The organism is Mycobacterium sp. (genome assembly GCF_032159765.1).
In the GTDB taxonomy this organism is placed as follows: Bacteria; Actinomycetota; Actinomycetes; order Mycobacteriales; family Mycobacteriaceae; genus Mycobacterium.
Genome location: NZ_JAVHWM010000099.1, coordinates 1 through 16,464 on the forward strand (window position 1 = coordinate 1; position 16,464 = coordinate 16,464).

The 16,464-nt window shown below is 63.8% G+C and carries 21 protein-coding genes and 2 tRNA genes; 18 read left to right on the forward strand and 5 right to left on the reverse strand.

What is annotated here, in order from left to right; genetic code table 11:
- Nucleotides 1–55 precede the first annotated feature (55 nt).
- The 9 genes from QOH60_RS11050 (at nt 56) to QOH60_RS11090 (ending at nt 4,993) form a co-directional block, all read left to right on the forward strand.
- Nucleotides 56–126 (forward strand) — tRNA-Cys (locus QOH60_RS11050).
- 16 nt (nt 127–142) lie between these two features.
- Nucleotides 143–214 (forward strand) — tRNA-Val (locus QOH60_RS11055).
- A gap of 114 nt (nt 215–328) precedes the next feature.
- Nucleotides 329–670, forward strand: a complete 342-nt coding sequence (locus tag QOH60_RS11060; RefSeq protein WP_526420118.1) for a hypothetical protein — start codon at nt 329–331, stop codon at nt 668–670.
- The gene (locus QOH60_RS11065) at nt 667–969 is read left to right on the forward strand and encodes a hypothetical protein (protein ID WP_526420120.1); all 303 of its coding nucleotides are present in this window, start codon (nt 667–669) and stop codon (nt 967–969) included. Before QOH60_RS11060 ends, QOH60_RS11065 begins: the two co-directional genes overlap by 4 nt.
- The gene (locus QOH60_RS11070; protein WP_526420122.1) at nt 966–1,367 is read left to right on the forward strand and encodes a hypothetical protein; all 402 of its coding nucleotides are present in this window, start codon (nt 966–968) and stop codon (nt 1,365–1,367) included. Before QOH60_RS11065 ends, QOH60_RS11070 begins: the two co-directional genes overlap by 4 nt.
- 292 nt (nt 1,368–1,659) lie before the next feature.
- Nucleotides 1,660–2,361: a hypothetical protein gene (locus QOH60_RS11075; protein ID WP_526420124.1), complete on the forward strand. Its 702-nt coding sequence runs from the start codon at nt 1,660–1,662 to the stop codon at nt 2,359–2,361.
- A 516-nt stretch (nt 2,362–2,877) separates the two neighbouring features.
- On the forward strand, nt 2,878–3,690 hold the full coding sequence (locus QOH60_RS11080; RefSeq protein ID WP_526420126.1) for a hypothetical protein: 813 nt from the start codon (nt 2,878–2,880) through the stop codon (nt 3,688–3,690).
- A 65-nt stretch (nt 3,691–3,755) separates the two neighbouring features.
- Entirely contained in the window at nt 3,756–3,896 is a 141-nt protein-coding gene (locus QOH60_RS11085; RefSeq protein WP_526420128.1) for a hypothetical protein, read from the forward strand.
- Nucleotides 3,897–4,225: 329 nt separating this feature from the next.
- Complete coding sequence (locus QOH60_RS11090) at nt 4,226–4,993, forward strand: ANTAR domain-containing response regulator (RefSeq protein ID WP_526420130.1); 768 nt, start codon at nt 4,226–4,228, stop codon at nt 4,991–4,993.
- Between the two features lie 85 nt (nt 4,994–5,078).
- On the opposite strand, the gene phoU is transcribed toward QOH60_RS11090, so the two are convergent.
- Complete coding sequence (gene phoU / locus QOH60_RS11095) at nt 5,079–5,720, reverse strand: phosphate signaling complex protein PhoU (protein ID WP_526420132.1); 642 nt, start codon at nt 5,718–5,720, stop codon at nt 5,079–5,081.
- Nucleotides 5,721–6,571: 851 nt separating this feature from the next.
- On the opposite strand from phoU, the gene QOH60_RS11100 reads away from it, so the two are divergent.
- Entirely contained in the window at nt 6,572–6,904 is a 333-nt protein-coding gene (locus tag QOH60_RS11100) for a hypothetical protein (RefSeq protein ID WP_526420134.1), read from the forward strand.
- A gap of 752 nt (nt 6,905–7,656) precedes the next feature.
- Here the strand turns inward: QOH60_RS11100 and QOH60_RS11105 are convergent.
- Nucleotides 7,657–7,944 carry a hypothetical protein gene (locus tag QOH60_RS11105; protein ID WP_526420136.1) on the reverse strand — a complete coding sequence of 96 codons (288 nt, stop codon included), beginning with the start codon at nt 7,942–7,944 and terminating at the stop codon, nt 7,657–7,659.
- Between the two features lie 314 nt (nt 7,945–8,258).
- Here QOH60_RS11105 and QOH60_RS11110 point away from each other — a divergent pair, with 314 nt between their 5' ends.
- The gene (locus tag QOH60_RS11110) at nt 8,259–8,594 is read left to right on the forward strand and encodes a DUF732 domain-containing protein (RefSeq protein ID WP_526420138.1); all 336 of its coding nucleotides are present in this window, start codon (nt 8,259–8,261) and stop codon (nt 8,592–8,594) included.
- A gap of 214 nt (nt 8,595–8,808) precedes the next feature.
- On the opposite strand, the gene QOH60_RS11115 is transcribed toward QOH60_RS11110, so the two are convergent.
- Nucleotides 8,809–9,072 carry a hypothetical protein gene (locus QOH60_RS11115; RefSeq protein ID WP_526420140.1) on the reverse strand — a complete coding sequence of 88 codons (264 nt, stop codon included), beginning with the start codon at nt 9,070–9,072 and terminating at the stop codon, nt 8,809–8,811.
- 251 nt (nt 9,073–9,323) lie between these two features.
- On the opposite strand from QOH60_RS11115, the gene QOH60_RS11120 reads away from it, so the two are divergent.
- Nucleotides 9,324–9,590 carry a hypothetical protein gene (locus QOH60_RS11120; protein WP_526420142.1) on the forward strand — a complete coding sequence of 89 codons (267 nt, stop codon included), beginning with the start codon at nt 9,324–9,326 and terminating at the stop codon, nt 9,588–9,590.
- Between the two features lie 11 nt (nt 9,591–9,601).
- Here the strand turns inward: QOH60_RS11120 and QOH60_RS11125 are convergent, their stop codons facing one another.
- The gene (locus tag QOH60_RS11125) at nt 9,602–10,561 is read right to left on the reverse strand and encodes an alpha/beta hydrolase (protein WP_526420144.1); all 960 of its coding nucleotides are present in this window, start codon (nt 10,559–10,561) and stop codon (nt 9,602–9,604) included.
- Between the two features lie 139 nt (nt 10,562–10,700).
- Here QOH60_RS11125 and QOH60_RS11130 point away from each other — a divergent pair, with 139 nt between their 5' ends.
- The 4 genes from QOH60_RS11130 to QOH60_RS11145 all read left to right on the forward strand — a co-directional run bounded on the left by QOH60_RS11130 (nt 10,701) and on the right by QOH60_RS11145 (nt 12,960).
- Nucleotides 10,701–11,417 carry a Clp protease N-terminal domain-containing protein gene (locus QOH60_RS11130; protein ID WP_526420146.1) on the forward strand — a complete coding sequence of 239 codons (717 nt, stop codon included), beginning with the start codon at nt 10,701–10,703 and terminating at the stop codon, nt 11,415–11,417.
- 10 nt (nt 11,418–11,427) lie between these two features.
- A complete protein-coding gene (locus tag QOH60_RS11135) occupies nt 11,428–11,853 on the forward strand; it encodes a PPOX class F420-dependent oxidoreductase (protein WP_526420148.1) in 426 nt (141 codons plus the stop codon).
- Between the two features lie 85 nt (nt 11,854–11,938).
- A complete protein-coding gene (locus tag QOH60_RS11140; RefSeq protein WP_526420150.1) occupies nt 11,939–12,430 on the forward strand; it encodes a DUF1942 domain-containing protein in 492 nt (163 codons plus the stop codon).
- Nucleotides 12,418–12,960 (forward strand): GNAT family N-acetyltransferase, encoded by a 543-nt coding sequence (locus QOH60_RS11145; protein ID WP_526420152.1) that lies wholly within the window; start codon nt 12,418–12,420, stop codon nt 12,958–12,960. The genes QOH60_RS11140 and QOH60_RS11145 overlap by 13 nt, the downstream gene beginning before the upstream one ends.
- On the opposite strand, the gene zapE is transcribed toward QOH60_RS11145, so the two are convergent.
- Entirely contained in the window at nt 12,936–14,024 is a 1,089-nt protein-coding gene (gene zapE, locus QOH60_RS11150) for a cell division protein ZapE (protein ID WP_526420154.1), read from the reverse strand. The genes QOH60_RS11145 and zapE overlap by 25 nt on opposite strands.
- Between zapE and QOH60_RS11155 the strand changes: the two genes are divergently transcribed.
- Both QOH60_RS11155 and QOH60_RS11160 read left to right on the forward strand, forming a co-directional pair.
- On the forward strand, nt 14,023–14,793 hold the full coding sequence (locus QOH60_RS11155) for a pyrimidine reductase family protein (RefSeq protein ID WP_526420156.1): 771 nt from the start codon (nt 14,023–14,025) through the stop codon (nt 14,791–14,793). The genes zapE and QOH60_RS11155 overlap by 2 nt on opposite strands.
- A 54-nt stretch (nt 14,794–14,847) precedes the next feature.
- Nucleotides 14,848–16,410 (forward strand): alpha/beta fold hydrolase, encoded by a 1,563-nt coding sequence (locus QOH60_RS11160; protein WP_526420158.1) that lies wholly within the window; start codon nt 14,848–14,850, stop codon nt 16,408–16,410.
- Nucleotides 16,411–16,464: the final 54 nt, after the last annotated feature.

A 16,464-nucleotide genomic window follows, 5' to 3' on the forward strand; every position in this document is an offset into this window, starting at 1 on the left:
TCGCGGGTTCGAATCCCGTCATCCGCTCGAAGGTGCAGTCGCATTAACCCCCAGCGGTGGAGTGGCCGAGTGGTGAGGCAACGGCCTGCAAAGCCGTGCACACGGGTTCGATTCCCGTCTCCACCTCGATTAGTACGATCCCGGGCGGTTAGCTCAGCGGGAGAGCGCTTCCCTGACACGGAAGAGGTCGCTGGTTCAATCCCAGTACCGCCCACAACAGCTCGACCGCAGGTCACAATGAGAAACGGCGAAAGTGAAATCCGCCTCTGTGAACTGCACATGAACTGGTGACGGCACGCGCTAGCAACCGACCGAAAGAGGTTGCTGCATGACCACCACAACCACCCACCCCGACGTTCCGTTGCCCGAGGGGACCCATCTCCTCTGCGACGAAAGCTTCGAAGTCTGGAACGGCGAATACCGGCTCGTCTGGGGCGATGCACACCCAGCCGCATCAACGAACTTCAGTGCCCAGCCGTGGGCCACGCAGCTCCCCGACGGCTCCGTGCCCTCCAACAGCGTGGACGACCAGAACACCGGCGTCCATGTCGACGAGGTCGCCAACGGGGTAAGACGCCAGACGCTGGACCTCACGCCCGAGGGCGCCCGGGGACTGGCTGCAGCCTTGCTCGCTGCTGCTGACCAAATCGACGGGTGGACTGCGAAATGACCGCCGCAGCACCGAACCCTCCCCTGCCCGCCGGCGCCGAACCGGACAACTGGTGGGACGACGACCCCCAGGACTTCCGCGTGATCTACGGAGTTTCACGCGGCGTCGAGGATCACAAGCTGATCGTGCAGACATCGGCGCTGCAATACCGCGACGGCAGCATCAACACCAGCGACGACCCCCCTCGAGTGTCGCTGGACATTCACTACGACAGCGGGCTCAGTAGCGTCCAGGCCCGCGAGCTGGCTTCGGTGCTGCTCGAGTGCGCCGCTGAGGTCGACGGGTGGGTGACTCGATGACCGCCGCGGAGCACCCGAGAATGCCACTCGTCGAGTGCGCGCCGTGGTGTGAGTACGGTGACGGTCACCCCAACTGCTTCGGTAGAAGCGACCAGGCGTGCTGGTCACCCTCCGAGTACGTCAGCTTCTCCCTGATGCCGGTACACCACGAAGGCAGCGACGACTTCCCGCAACAAATCGGCGTGATGGTGCGCCGAGAACCCGACACAGCCGGCGCGGTGTATCTCCACCTCAACGACATCAAGCTCTGGGACGGCATCCCGTGGCCGCACAACTTCCTCGATCTTTCGCTGAACCTGACACCCGACGAAGCGAAACAACTCGGCAACGCACTCATCCGCGAAGCCGAATTGCTCCAATCGAACGGAACCGGAGGGCACCGCAGCGCGTCTGAGTAGTTGTTCCGTCCAATCGGCCCGTCATCCTCCGGGATGGTCGGGCCGACTTCTTTGGGTCACGGGCCAAATGCATTTTAGGACGGACTGCTAGCTTAACCTTGGAATTTCACAGCAGGTACACAATACCTGCACAGCTGATCGATAATCGGTGGTTTTAACGGAGTAGCTCGTCGGGGAATTTACTCAATCTGGAATTTACTTGTGATGCACCTGGCAGGCTGGTGCGACCAACCCAACAATTGTTGCGCCAGAGCCCGAAGGGACAATCTCGCCCAACCGAAAAGGAACCCCGATGACCACCCTCACGTCTAAACGTCTCGCAACATTTGCCGCCGCAGGCGTTGGAGCCGCCACCACGTTGGCCGGCCTAGCCACCACTACCGCGGTGCCGGCAGCACACGCTGCATCGTGCACGGTCCCTGGTCCAGAGTTGGACTTCGTAATGCGACCCTACGGGTACACGGTGAATGTCCTCGCCAAGGGGTCGAACTTGGATGGGGCCGCGATGTCCACCGGAATAGGCGAACCGCGCTGGGCCGGTGGCACTGCCAGTGGCAGCATCGCCGGTAACGCCGTCGACTTCATCATCACCTGGAACCCTCAGAGCGGCGGGGGAACGACCCACTTCCGTGGCACTGTGGGCGATGACGGCTTCGCGCGTGGCACCGCTACCGGAGCTGCGGCGCACAACGACGTTGGGGAAACCGTGTTCCAGCCGACGGCCTGGGACTCCATAAACCCGCTCAACTGCCCCGCAGCCCAGGCCCAGAACCCACCAGCTGCCACTCAGCCTGTAGTCACCGTGAACGACGATGTGGATGTGTACAACGTCAAGAATGAGCCCGACGGCACGGGACACATTGTCGGCATCTTGCGCGCTAAGAGCCAGGTTCAGCTTGTGGGAAGCTGCCAGCCGAAGTCCTGGTGCCAGGTCTCCGGCTCGCCGGTACCCGGCGGCACGGGCTGGGTTTGGGGAGCCCTACAGCTGCCGTAAGCCGACTCAGTAGGTGCGGAAAAAAAGTCCGTTGTCTCGGCCCGTCATCCTCCCGGGGTGGCATCGATGTGACATCGAGGCGATGAAGGCGCCCTGAGAACTCATCTTGTCGGTGGTCCGGTTTATATTCGCCGCCCACGAGCAACCGCAGCCGTCTGGGCCTCCACAGCTGGCAACAAATTCCGTGAAGTGCAGAGAACATCCACCAACCTCCCAACGCAGCTAATAGGCAGAGGGACTGACGGCACTCGCGAATGCCAACAATTACAACGCGTTCAGCATCAGGCCAGTCGATAACTCGGCTATCCGACCGCGACGGGTGGCGGGCGGAGGCCATTTGCCGGCGATCCGACAGCCTGTGAGGTAGCTGTATTTTTGCGGTTTCCCGATATTTGCTCGGGGTCTCTGTGACTATTCTCCTCATCACCTGAACGGCGGGGGATTAGGGACGACGACGCGGTACGCAATCACCGGTTGTGGACCACAAACGCCCCGAGAAGCCAAGGGAGAACAATCATGACTCGTAATCGAGTTTTTGCACCATTGGTCGCCGCGGCGGCCTGCGCTCTGGTGTCTGGGATAGTGGCAGCGCCGATGGCGCACGCCGATGCACTCGCTGACATCCGAGCGGCCGTCAACAACGCACGCGCAGGCTCACCGTGCGGGGCACTGAACTACAACGTTAACCTCGAAGGCAACGCGCAGGCCGACGTCGGAAATACATTGCCCGGGGTGCCCCCGCCTAACAAATACGACGGCAAGACAGCAGAGGGCAAGGGTTACGGCGATCCTCTTTCAGATGCGATCGGCAACGCCATCAAAAATATGGGTGTCCTCATTAGCGACTGCAGCTACAAAGACTTCGGCGTGGGCTTCTTTCGGTCCAGCGGGATTGACGCGGTCGGCATCGCGCTCGGTGAGCCACACGCAGCGCCCAAACCGGCTCCTCCGCCACCACCTCCGCCGCCGCCCCCACCGCCACCAGTCACGTGCTCGGATGGTTCCACCCTTCCGGCCGGCTCGACCTGCCCGGTGAAGAAGGTCGCGCCGACGAACGCTGTGACCATGACTGTCAAGAAGGCAGGTCTGCAGGTCAACGTCACCGTGAGCAACACGTCGGACCTGGCAGCCCAGTGCACCTACGATGCGACAGAAGCCAACGGGTTGGGTCCGGCTGTTCACCGCGACTTCAATGTCGCCGCAAAGGGAAGTACGACGCTGAATTTCCCAGCTCCGGTCATCGGCCAGTCGTACAACCTGGTGTCGGCGTGCAACGCCAACTTCGAGGGCCAGACGGTCCAGATCGGTAGCGCAAACGGGAACGCCTAAAAGTAGATAACCGACAACGTCTACCACGGCCCGGCATTGTCCGGGAAGCGTCGACTCGTCAAACTGTGCGTGATTCCGATGCCATCGACTGCGAGTTGCGCCTCCTCGCAGTGGTGCGCCGAACGATCCGCGAGCACGGTGTCGAGCCGTCGATCGGCCAAGTCGACGAACTCCTCGACGAACGCAGCGAAGTCGATTCGACGTGAAAGTCGGTACTTGCTCTGAGATCGGCTCAATGATCGTTGTCGCGAAGGCCATCCTCGACGGACTCGTGATGCGCACGAGAGCAGAGATCCTCGGCCCGTCATCCTCCGGGGTGGCGGGCCGATTTACGGGTGTAGCTCATCAACCCCGTTGGTTGCGTTCTGCCCCCTGTCAGGGGAGCGACCGCGGCGTTAAGTAGCCAGCGCCGCCCCGCCCTTACTCTCACTTCCGGGTCCTCGTTCAAGTCGGCGCCGCCGTCGCAACACGGGTATAGGGTGAGTTCAGTGTGCCCGTAGCAGCGGCTGACGACTTCGGAGCGGAGGGCACAAAAATGAATACTGACTTGCTGGATCCATTGGCCCGGCTGGGGTTGACGGCGCGGGCGATTGAGGGCCTGCGCGACTTGTGCGCCGCCGAAGAGCCATTGGACGATATCGCGAATCGGGTCGCTGACACGGCAGCCGCCGCCGTCCCGCAGGCGGATGCAGTCAGCATCACTGTGCTGAGTTGGCCTGATTCCCGTACCGCCGCGCACACAGTTGAGTGGGCGCTGGAACTGGATGACCAGCAGTACGCCTCAGGCAGGGGGCCTTGCCTGGAAGCAGCGTTGCGGCGCACGCCGGTGCGTGCGTTGATCAGCGCCGAACATCAACGCTGGCCCGAATTCGTTGAGGCCGCAGAGCAAATCGGGATTCGTGCCAGCTTGTCGGTTCCGCTGCTTGTCGGTGGACTCGGCGACGAGCAGGACTTGGTCGGCTCCCTTAACATCTACAGCCACACGGCATCCGCGTTTGACCCGTTCGACGAGGGACTCATGCGCCTGTACACCGTTGCCGCCGGCGAGGCGATCACCAACGCTCACCGCTGGCAACAGTGCCGAGAATCGATCACCCAGCTCGAGCAAGCTCTCACCTCGCGGCCATACATCGACATGGCCAAAGGCGCGCTAATCGCCAAGCACGGCTGCAATCCAGACGAGGCCTTTGCCCGACTGGTCGACCAATCTCAACGGCGCAACATCAAAGTGCGCGACGTCGCCATCGAAATGCTCGCGCGACTTCAAGGGGAGCCGAACCCGCCGGAAACGCAGTCAATTTAAGGCGCGGTTTCTTTGCCGGGGCGCAACAGCTAGTTGTGGGCCCGTCATCCTCCGGGGTGGCGGCCCGAGTCTCGGTTTTCTGTGCTCAACCTTGTTGGCCAGTGGCTTGAAATATCACTCGGCGCGCTATTTCGACGGCGTGATCTGCGAAACGTTCGTAGTAGCGTCCCAGCAGTGTTACGTCGATCGCGGCGGCGACACCATGCTGCCAATCTTCGTCCATCAGCATGGTGAACAGGTGGCGGTGCAAGTTGTCCATGGAGTCGTCGTCGTCGTCGAGTCGTGCGGCCTTGGACGGATCATTTGAGAGCACAACGTCTCTGGCACCGTTACCAAGGTCGACGGCGATGCGCCCCATTTCGGCGAAGTAGACGTTGACGTCCGCCGGTACGGCGTGGGACGGGTGTCGTCGCCTCGCCATCTTGGCAACATGCAGGGCGAGTGCGTGCATCCGTTGAACATCGGCGACGTTCTTGAGTGAGCTGACAACAGCGCGCAGATCCCCAGCCACGGGCGCCTGTAAGGCCAGTATCCGAAATGCGTCGTCCTCGATGCCGGCAACTTTTGGCGCGATTTGCTGCAGCTCGGTGATTACCTGTTCGGCCAGGTCCAGGTCTGCCTGCAAAAGCGCCTGCGTCCCGCGCTCCATCGCCAGTCCCGCCCGCTCGCACATCCCGGCGATGCTGGCCGTCAGACTGCGGAGATCCTCTTGGAATCGCTCCCGCACATTGACCACCCTAAGGTCAGCGGCATCGGTTGGTCGCGGTGTCGATCCGCCCATCATCTTCCTTGGGAGGCGGGCTGATTCGTCGTTGGTCAGGTCCGGCTCGCCGGTACCCGGCGGCACGGGCTGGGTTTGGGGAGCCCTACAGCTGCCGTAAGCCGACTCAGTAGGTGCGGAAAAAGAGTCCGTTGTCTCGGCCCGTCATCCTCCGGGGTGGCGGGCCGAACGCATTTGCCAAGGAGTGGCCTGGCTGTGCATTAGCTGTATTTTTGCGGTTCGGTGGGCGTTGCCGGGCGTCTGCTGGGAGTATTCCCCTCATCGCCTCGACGGCGCAGTGGTCGGGGGACCGCTACAGAGGGATATTCGATGACGACCACAGGTAGGTCTAGCGCTTTCGCCATTCTTGGCTGCGCCACCATTGCCATCGCAGGGGGTTTCGCCGTCGGCGCAACGCCCGCGCACGCGTTCCCGATGGTGCCGCACGACCCCCCACCGTCGGCCAACTGCGCCCAATATGAGTTCTCCGGCTTCGTAAGATTCCTGATCCCGGCCACAAACGAGGAACTCAACTTCGCCGCAATGACGACGAAGTCCTCATACTATGGGCCCGCTAAATTAGATTCCTCCGCAGGGAACGCGAGCGCCAATATCACCGGGCGCGATGTCTACCTCTTGGATCAAAGATAACTCCGCCACAACCGTCACCTTTAAGGGTGTCGTGAACCCCGACGGCCTTGCAAGCGGCACCACAACCAATAGCAATGGGGGGGCCCAGCCGGTCATGGGGCTCCGCTAATAAGCTCTACTGCGACGATTCGCCTGCCGCCCCACCGCCACAGCAACAGCAGAAACCGGTGGAACCACCGAAACCGGTGGAACCACCGAAACCGCAGGTGTATACGAACGCCATCACCCCGTCCTTCGACGGGCAGCAAACCGTCTTCAACGTCACTCTGAAGAACTCGTCCCCGCTGCCCGCAACCTGCAACTACGAGGCGGTCTCGCTGAATCCGCTGGTGCCCTCGGACACGACGAGAACTTTCGACGTGCCCGCCAACGGCAGTCACACCGAATCCTTTAAAGGTCTCAAGACCGGTACCCAGTACAAGATCACCATCCCGTGCACCGACAGCAGCGGCAAGCAGACCCAACAACTCGGTAGCGTGAACCAAACGGTGACCTGGTAGCCGCCCGACCGCTCTTCGAACTGCGTTGGTGTCCACTACGATTCGAGGATGTACGCGGGCCAGCTAGTCCGGGGACACACCACTGGCCCCAGACTTGGCGAGCAATTAACCTTAGCGGTCGGGGCCGGATCAAAATTCTTCTCTCGGAAATAAGGTCCTCCTAATTTGACCAGGCTTATGCGAATACCCGAGAGGCAAAAACAGGCCAGTGACACGCGGTCGCTCGGGCGACTCGCGCCTGTGATTGCACCCACCCGCGTCCCCTCGGGCCACCCGCCCGTCTACTTGCGGTTCATAGGGGATTCATAAGTGCGAAGGCACCACAGCTCCCATAGCTGCATGCATGCTGAGGTATGACTGTTTCAAGTGAACCCCAGGACGAGTCGACAGCGGGCAGAGAAGCGCTGTCGCGGTGGGACGGAGCGCGGCGCGGGCCACATAGGCTCTTTAAGGTCGCGGCATTGGTCGTGATTGTTGCCGGCATCGTCTTCATCTTCGCGGTGGTCTTCTGGACCGGCATGATGATCGGTGCCCATCGTGGTGGGCACGAAGGACATCACGGAGGACATGAAGGCAAACACTGGCGTCAGTCCGAGATGACCCAAAACGGTCCGGGGACGACCTCTGCCCCCACGACCTCTGCTGCCCCGAGCAGCCCTGCCCGTCCGTAAGATAACGGGGTCAAAGGACATCGAACCGTTTGACTTCGTCTGGTCATCCTCCGGGGTGGCGGGCCGACCGCTAACCGAGGGTCAACCGAGGCACGTGACGGATTTGGCAAGCTGCCAACCTGTTACGAGGGCCGCCACGATGAGCCCAAATGCCAGGGTCGGCCATATCCACATGACAAAGCCGCGAATGGCCGCGGCGGTGATGCCCGAGACCGCGACTATCACCGCGGCCGCGGCGCCACCCCAAACAACCAATATTGGCGTGTCGCTGTAGTGCGCACACTCGCCCATCCCGAACGCGAAAAGCGCTGAAAACACGAAGCATCCAAATCCCGCCGCCGCCGAGAAGACGGACATCACGGCGGTCATCGCTATGTCGATCGGCGAGCGCGGCGCCCGCGCTTTGGCTCTGCGCAACGCTGGTGTCGGCTGATTCTGCGGCGGCGCCAAATTTGGGTACTGCGGGGGCGTCATCCAACCATGCCCCGATTCCACCACAACCCGTCGATTTGCCGTACCGGGATGCGCCAAGTGCGGAAGCTTGCCGAATAGGTCGGCGCGTAGCAAAGTAACAAATCGACCCCACATCTGGGATTTGCTCTGCTGATCACTGCAGAGGGAATCCCACCGATTCCACGGGGGGCCGTGGGCTGTGGACTTAGGTTCACGCGTTAGGAGTCATCATGACGATCGCTCGCCGCAACATCGCCAAGCTTGTCGCCACAACGATGACGGGGGTCGCGCTCGGTTTGACCACCCAGGCCGTCGCCGCCGCTGACGCGACCGACGATGCATTCATCGTCAAGGTCACCAACGACGCGCTCTATTTCAGCAGCCGGAACGAGGTAATCCTGGCAGGGCAGCGAGTCTGCGCGGCGTTTTCCGCCGGCGGCACGCCGGCACAGGTTCACGAAGCGATACAGCACAAGTCACGCTTTACCCCGCGCCAGACCGCCATTTTCATGGCTGATGCGGTGCAGGCGTACTGCCCCAAGTACGCCAGCCAGTTCATCAGCTAAAGCCGCTCAAGATCAAGACGCGGATCTCGCTGCTGCTCAACAGAAAAGGACCCGGCGGGAGAAACCGGGTCCTTTGTTGCGAAGCGGTGCTGGGGCGCTGCGCTTCTTCACCGTAATCACAGTTGGATCCACCAGCACTCTGAGCCGGAGGAGTTCACCGGTCGGTCGCGCCCCGTTCAATTCACCCCGATGCCGTCGTCGCATACGGCCGGAGTCAGCCAGCGCCTCCACGCCCGTGCCGGAAATGTCCGGCCGGAAACCGCCGGCGCAGGGCGTCGATCATTCCGTGAAGCTGATGGCGATTGTGCTCCTCGGTGCGGATCATCCGTCGGCATCTGCGCACGTGTTCGGTGGACCCGCGGGACTCATATCCGGCCAGCGCCGTCTGGAACTTGTGGATCCTGCGGTCTATCTCCACACAGCTCTCGCTGAGCATCTGCAGGAAGTATTCCGCCTGGTCCCGGTCAGCCGCTTCCACAGCCGCGGCCCTTTGGTCGCTAGCAACAAAGCGATGCACGGGCCCCAACGTAACTGACTCCCCACGACCGCGCAGGCCGAGGGACGCTGAGAGCAAAGCGGCGCCGTCGATAGTGATCAAACGCGTAACCCAGGGCTGTATGTAACGCCAGACACAAATGAGCTTCTTTTCGGACAATTCTCAGCTTCTTGCGCACAATTGCTCAGCGTTGTGGCGCATGTTGTGACTTAGTCGGGCACCACGAAGATGGAGTGAACGAGATGTTGAGCATCTACCTTTGCGTGGGGCTGCTGACTGCCGTCACCGTCTTCGCCATTGCCGATAGCTACCACAGTCGAGACGCCCACCACGGGCCGTCGGTTGCCACATACAGTGCCCTGTCCGTGGTGGCAGGCGCGCTGTGGCCCATCCTGCTGGTCGGCTTAATCGAATTCGCGTGCGTCATGTTGATCGCCCGACGAATCAGGACCGCGCACCGCTCCTCGACCCGCACGCCAACGGTGCTTGCCGGGCGCTGAATCGCGCGAACCTAGCCCAGGGTCCTGATCAAGTCCGGCTTCATCTGCTGTAGCTGAGCGCCCCAGTAGGCCCAGTTGTGTGTGCCGTTGGTGAAGTGGAAGGTCGCGTTCTTCCCGCCGGCATCCTGATACTTCTGCTGGAATTTGTAGTTGCTGTCCTTGATGACGCCCTCGAGGAAGGTGGCCGGAAGGTCAGCGCCGCCGAGTTCCGTCGGAGTTCCGTTGCCGGCGTAGATCCACAGCCGGGTGTTGTTGTCGACCAAGCGCGCAACCTGGAGCGACGGGTCATTGCGGGCCCACGCCGGATCACTCGACGGGCCCCACATCGCGTCGGCGCTGAAACCGCCCGAGTCCTTCATCGAGATCCCGATCAAGAACGGACCCATGGCCTGCGACGGATCCATCAAGGCGGACAACGATCCCGCGTAGACAAAGTTGTTCGGGTGGTACGCAGCCAGAATCAACGCCGCCGAGCCAGACATCGAAATGCCCACGGCCGCATTGCCGCTCGGGCTGATCCCCTTGTTCGCGGAGAGGTATGCCGGCAACTCGGACGTTATAAACGTCTCCCACTTGTACGTCCAGGTGCCACCGTTGCCCACAGCCGGCTGATACCAGTCGGCGTAGAAACTCGACATCCCACCGACCGGCATCACAACGGCGACTGGGGACTGGTAGTACCACTCGAAGGCCGGCGTTTCGATGTCCCAGCCGTTCCAGTCGTCGCGCGCGCGCAGACCGTCGAGCAGGTACACCGCATGACTGCCAGTGCCGGGCTGGAATTCGACCTTGATGTCGCGCCCCATCCCGGCCGACGGCACCGTCAGGTACTCGACCGGCAGGCCCGGCCGCGAGAACGCGTTGGCCGCCGGAGCGCTGACAAACATCGCCGCTAGTACCGGCAACACCGCAGCGACCAGCACCGCGATCATGCGTCCGCGATGCCGACGTCGGCCTTCTGTGTCTTCCATGCCAGTCTCCCCAGGTCGAGTGCGCTGCTGAGCCGGAATTTACACTCGACGCGGGATGACCTCAATCACGGGTGCACAAACCCCAGCAATTCGTCAACCGTGAGTTGACGATTTACCACCGTCAACCTAAGGTTGACGCATGGCCTCCGACCCCAAAATTGCGCACCCCGTCCGCCTCGACGACCTCATCGACGCAATCAAAAATGTGCACTCCGACGCCCTCGAACAGCTCACCGGCGCCGTGCTCGTCGCCGAAAGCCTCGGCGACGTGGCCGACCACCTGATCGGTCACTTCGTCGACCAGGCACGACGCTCAGGAGCGTCATGGACCGACATCGGCAAGAGCATGGGTGTGTCAAAGCAGGCCGCGCAGAAGCGGTTCGTTCCGAAGGCCGACGCAGCGCTTGACCCCAACGCGGGCTTCGCCCGATTCACGCCCCGCGCGCGCGCCGTCGTCGTCACTGCGCAGAACGAGGCACACGCGGCCGGCAACACGGAGATCACCCCCGCGCACTTGCTCGTCGGGCTGATCGTTGACGACGGGTCGGTGGCGATGAAGATGCTTCAGCAACAGGGAATCGACGCCGCGAAGGTCCGGGCGGCGGTGGAGCTCCCGCCCCGAGAGGACAGCGTGCAAGCGCTCATCCCGTTCAACAGTGCGGCCCGCAAGGTCCTCGAGCTGACATTCCGCGAGGCACTTCGGTTCGGCCACAACTACATCGGCACCGAACACATCCTGCTCGCGATGCTCGAGGAGGAAGATGCCGACGGGCCGCTGCATCGTCTTGGTGTCGACAAGACCCGCGCCGAGGCCGACCTCGCTGCGGCCCTGCAGGCTCTGACCTCCCCGGCGTAATGTCCGGACCATGAAACTCAACGAGCACGCACGGGCGCTGATCGGAGCAGGCGCCGACGCGACTCTCGTCACGCTCAACCCCGACGGCAGCGCACAAGTCAGCGTCGTCTGGATCGCCGTAAAGACCACCGCCGAGGGTGACGACGAGATCGTCACCGCCCATCTCGCGGAGCACAAGAAGGTACGCAACGTGCGTCGCGACGGACGCGTGGCACTCACCGTCCTGTCCCCCGACCGCAGCGCGCCGATGACGCCGTACCTGACGATCACCGGAACCGCACACATCACGGAGGGCGGCGCTCCCGAGCTGCTGCGCGAGCTCGCGCCGGTGATGATGGGCCCCGACGCCAAGTTCCCGCCCGACGGCGCGCCTCCGGGATACATCACCCATGTCACGATCGCCAAGATCGGCGGAATGGGGCCGTGGGTCGGCTAACCATCCCGCCCGCCGCGACGTCGATCAACCCCGTGTCACCGGGCCGGTCGTGTGACATCATTCGGGGACAGCGAAGGAGGGGACGATGCGCCGCTGGCTCGTGGGACTTCTGACGGTGACCGCTCTCGTCGCGACATGGCTCGCCCCTCCCGCGTCCGCTGGCGACACCCCGATCGGCCGCGTCGGTGAAACCTTGCGCGTGACGGACGGCAACATCGTCGCCGACGTCACCGTGGTCAACGTGCTGCCGTCCGACATTCCTCCTGGATTCGGAAACCCGCCGCGGTGGCCGCGGCAGGAGGTCTGGCGCGCGCAGATCACCGTCACCGCGGTCTCGGTGCCAGCCCCGTTCTCGATGGGATCGAAATTCACGTTCCGCGGCGTCACCCAGACCGGTGATTCCTATCTTGCGCGCCCCAACGACGCACCCGACGCTCTGCAGTACGCGCTTCTGAATGCGCCGAACGGTAAGACCGTGAGCGGCGGTATATTTTGGGATGTCTACCGCGACCTGGTTTCGAACGTAGTGCTGATGGATCCGAAAACGGGGTTCCACTTGGCGCAGTGGAACCTGTAGGGGCGGTACAGGTCCGGGTCGCCGACACCACCCACACGCAAGAACTCGCCGCGGTAGCCGCGCGGACCTTTCCTCTCGCCTGCCCGCCTTCGTCGACGTCGGAGAACATCGCCGCGTTCATTGAGGCACACCTTCGTGCCGAGAGGTTCGCCGAATACGTCACCGATCCGGACCACCTGGTACTCGTGGCAGAGGTCGACAACCGAATCGTCGGCTACTGCATGCTGATTCGCGGCGTTCCCGACGACGCCGACGTTCAGCGGGCGGTGACGGTTCGGCCCACCGCCGAGCTGTCGAAGATGTACGTGTTGCCCGAAAACCACAGCACCGGTGCGGCCGCGGCGCTGATGGAGGCGGCGGTGGACCACGCGCCCGCGATGTCAGCCAGAAGTCTCTGGCTGGGCGTCAACCAGGAAAATGTTCGGGCACAACGGTTCTACGCCAAACATGGCTTTGTGATCAACGGCACCAAGACTTTTCAACTCGGTGCGGTTGTCGAGAATGACTACGTGATGGTGCGGTCGGTCTGAGGACGGACGATCCCGCTCGTCAGCGCAATCAGCCGCGAGGTGGCGCGCAGGTACTTCTTCCGGAATCCGCCCGCCAGCATCTCGTCGCTGAAAATGGTGTCGAGCTTCGCCCCGGACGCCACCACCGGAACGCCCGCGTCGTACAGCCGGTCGGTGAGCGCGACCAGCCGCAGGGCGACGTTCTGGTCGTCGATCGGATGAACGCCGGTGAGGAAAACCGCTCGCACGCCCTCGATCAGACTCGTGTATCGCGACGGGTGCATGGTCGCCAGGTGTTCACACAACGCGTCGAAGTCATCGAGCGTGGCACCGGGCGTCTGCGCAGCGAGAGCGCGCACCTGCTCATCGGTCTGCGGCACCGGCGCGGGCGGTAGATCGCGGTGCCGGTAGTCTGGGCCGTCAATCCGGACCGTGGTGAAAATAGCTGCCAGAGTGTTGATTTCGCGCAAGAAATCCTCTGCGGCGAACCGGCCCTCCCCCAGCTGCTCGGGCAGCGTGTTCGACGTCGCGGCCACCGACACGCCCCGCGCCACCAGTTCGGACAGCAAGCGCGACACCAGCACGGTGTTGCCCGGATCGTCCAGCTCGAACTCGTCGATGCACACCATTACGTAGTCGGCGAGCAGGTCGACGCACTCCACGAACCCGAACACCCCGGCGATCTGCGTCACTTCGCCGAACGTCGCAAACGCCTTGGGATGCGAAATATCCTCTGGCAGAGAGTAATACAACGATGCCAGCAGATGCGTCTTACCCACACCGAAACCGCCGTCGAGGTACAGGCCCGCACCCGGCAGCACCGACGTCCTTCCGAAGAGCCGCTTCTTGCCCGCTCGTCGCCGAACCGCCACGTCACAGAAATCGCGGCACGCCGCCAACGCAGCCGCCTGCGTGGGTTCGCCAGGGTCGGGGTGGTAGTTCTCGAATCTCACGTCGGTGAACGTCGGCGGCGGCACCAGTTGGGCGATCAGTCGCTCCGAGGACACGGCCGGGTGGCGGTCGACCAGATGATCCACGGGTCCGCCCATGTGGGCACTGTATCGGCGTGCTGCAATCGTTCCCATGACCGACGACGACGCCGCTGCGCGCTTCAGCCGACTCGACTCGCCGACTTCAGCGGACCTTTCGGAACTGCCGAGCCTGTACAGCTACCCGCCTGACCTCTCCGGATGCTGGGTGCGTGCCAACATGATCGCCAGCGCCGACGGTGGCGCCACGGTCGAGGGCCGCGCGGGCGGTTTGGCGGGGCCGGGCGATCGCGTCCTGTTCAAGGTGTTACGCGAGCTTGCCGACGTCGTCGTGGTGGGCGCGGGCACTGTCCGCGCGGAGAACTACTCCGGAGCGCAACTGAGCGTCGCCGCACGCCATCAGCGACAGGCCCGGGGGCAGGCCGAAGTGCCGCCGATCGCCGTCGTCACCGCCTCCGGCGCGCTCGATGTCACCAGCCGGCTGTTCGCTCACACCGAGGTGCCGCCCTTGATCTTCACGACGAGCGCGTCCGTCGCCGCGACCAGGGAGCGTCTGCAGGGCCACGCCGATGTGGTGGACGCGTCGACGACCGACCCCATCGCCGTCGACCCGACGGCCGTGCTCGCCGAGCTCGCGCGAAGGGGCCTCTACCGGGTGCTGTGCGAAGGCGGCCCGACGCTGCTCGGCGACTTCATCGACGCCAACGTGCTCGACGAACTCGCGCTGACCGTGGCGCCGATGCTGGTCGCCGGCCAGTCGCCGCGCGTGGTGAGAGGCTCCGCGCCGGCGGCCATGGACCTGCGCATCGCGCACATCCTCACCGACGACGCCGGCTATCTGTATCTGCGCTACCAGCGAGCCTGACCTCGTCTCTTCGCCCGTGCGGTTCACGGGGCGACGATCGCTACTCTGGTCACCATGCGTTTCGCCCGGTCCCTCCGTGTCGGTGTCGCGATGGCGACGACGGTCGCCGTGCTGGCCGGGTGCGCGCCCGGCTGGGCCGCAGACCCCAACTACGCCACTGACCACGGAGCAGGGCCGCAGGGAAAGCCCGTCACGCCGAAGCCGGAGGCGGGCCCCCCCCCGATCGAAAAGCCGAAGAACGACCTCTCGTGGCGCGATTGCACCGCGAAGGTGTTCTCCCAGGTGTCGGTCGCACCGCCGGTCAACGTGAAGCTCGAATGCGCCACCTTCGACGCCGATCTTGACCCGATCAGCAGCGCGACTGGGACCGTGCAGATCGGTGTGGTGCGCGCCCAGTCGTCGCAGACGCCGGCCGACGCGGGCCCGCTCGTGGTCACCACCGGCTGGGACATGCCCTCCTCGCTCCAATTGCCGGTGTGGCTGACCCGATCCGGCGGCGACGTGTTGAAGAGCCGGCCGATCGTCGCGATCGACAGGCGCGGCATCGGCACGTCGGACGAGCTGGACTGCCGCAACACCGACGACCAAGAGGTAATGCGCGATCAGGCTCAGTTCGAGTCCGGTGACGATCCGGTGGCCACCCTCGGCGAAACCGCCGTCTCCGCGACCACGAGCTGCACCGACATGATCTCCCCCGGCGATTCGGCGTACGACAATGCGCACGCGGCCGAGGACATCGAGCGTCTGCGCACGACGTGGGATGTGCCGGGCCTGGCGCTTCTCGGCATCGGCAACGGCGCACAGGTTGCGCTCGCGTACGCGGGCCGGCACCCGGACAGGGTGGCCCGGCTCGTCCTCGATTCGCCGATCCCGCCGGCAGTCGGCGCCGAGGCCGCTCAGGAGCAGAAGATCAAAGGCGAGCAGGCCGCACTCAGCGCTTTCATCGCTCAGTGCACAGCCAACTGCCCGCTGGGCCCGGACCCGAAGGCTGCGATCGACGCAGTGCTCGCCTCCGCCCGCTCCAAACGCGGCCTGAGCGGGCTGTCGGTGGCGGTGGTCACCCAGGCGATTTCCACCGCCCTCGCCTATCCGCAGGGCGACCGCGCGTCAACGGTCAACGGCCTTGCCAGCGCGCTGGCGTCTGCGCGAACCGGCGACACCAAGGGGCTCAACAACCTGATCAACAGGGCCGAATCGCTCCGCGACACCGACGGCCAGTTCGTCAACCGCTGCAGCGACTCGCTCAACCGTCCCACACCTGACCGGGTCCGGGAGCTCCTCGTGCAGTGGGGCAAGGTCTATCCCGAATTCGGCGCCGTTGGTGCTCTCGACCTGGTCAAGTGCCAGAACTGGCCGAGCGGCAGCGCGCCGCCGGACCCCAAGGATCTCAAAGTCGACGTCGTACTCTTGGGCGGGCAGAACGACCCGATCGTGGGCGGCGACGGCGTCGCGGTCGTGTCGGCCACCGTGATCAACGCCGGCGTGAACAGCAAGCGAGTGATGTGGCAGGGCATCGGCCACGGCGTCAGCATCTTCACCCCATGTGGGCTTCCCCCGGTGATCGGGTACGTGGACAGCGGAAAGCTGCCCGGCTCCGACACGTTCTGCCCCGCCTGATCCCGGAGATCGCGGCGCTGCGTGCTTGCACGATGAGCGTTTGGCCGTCAGGTA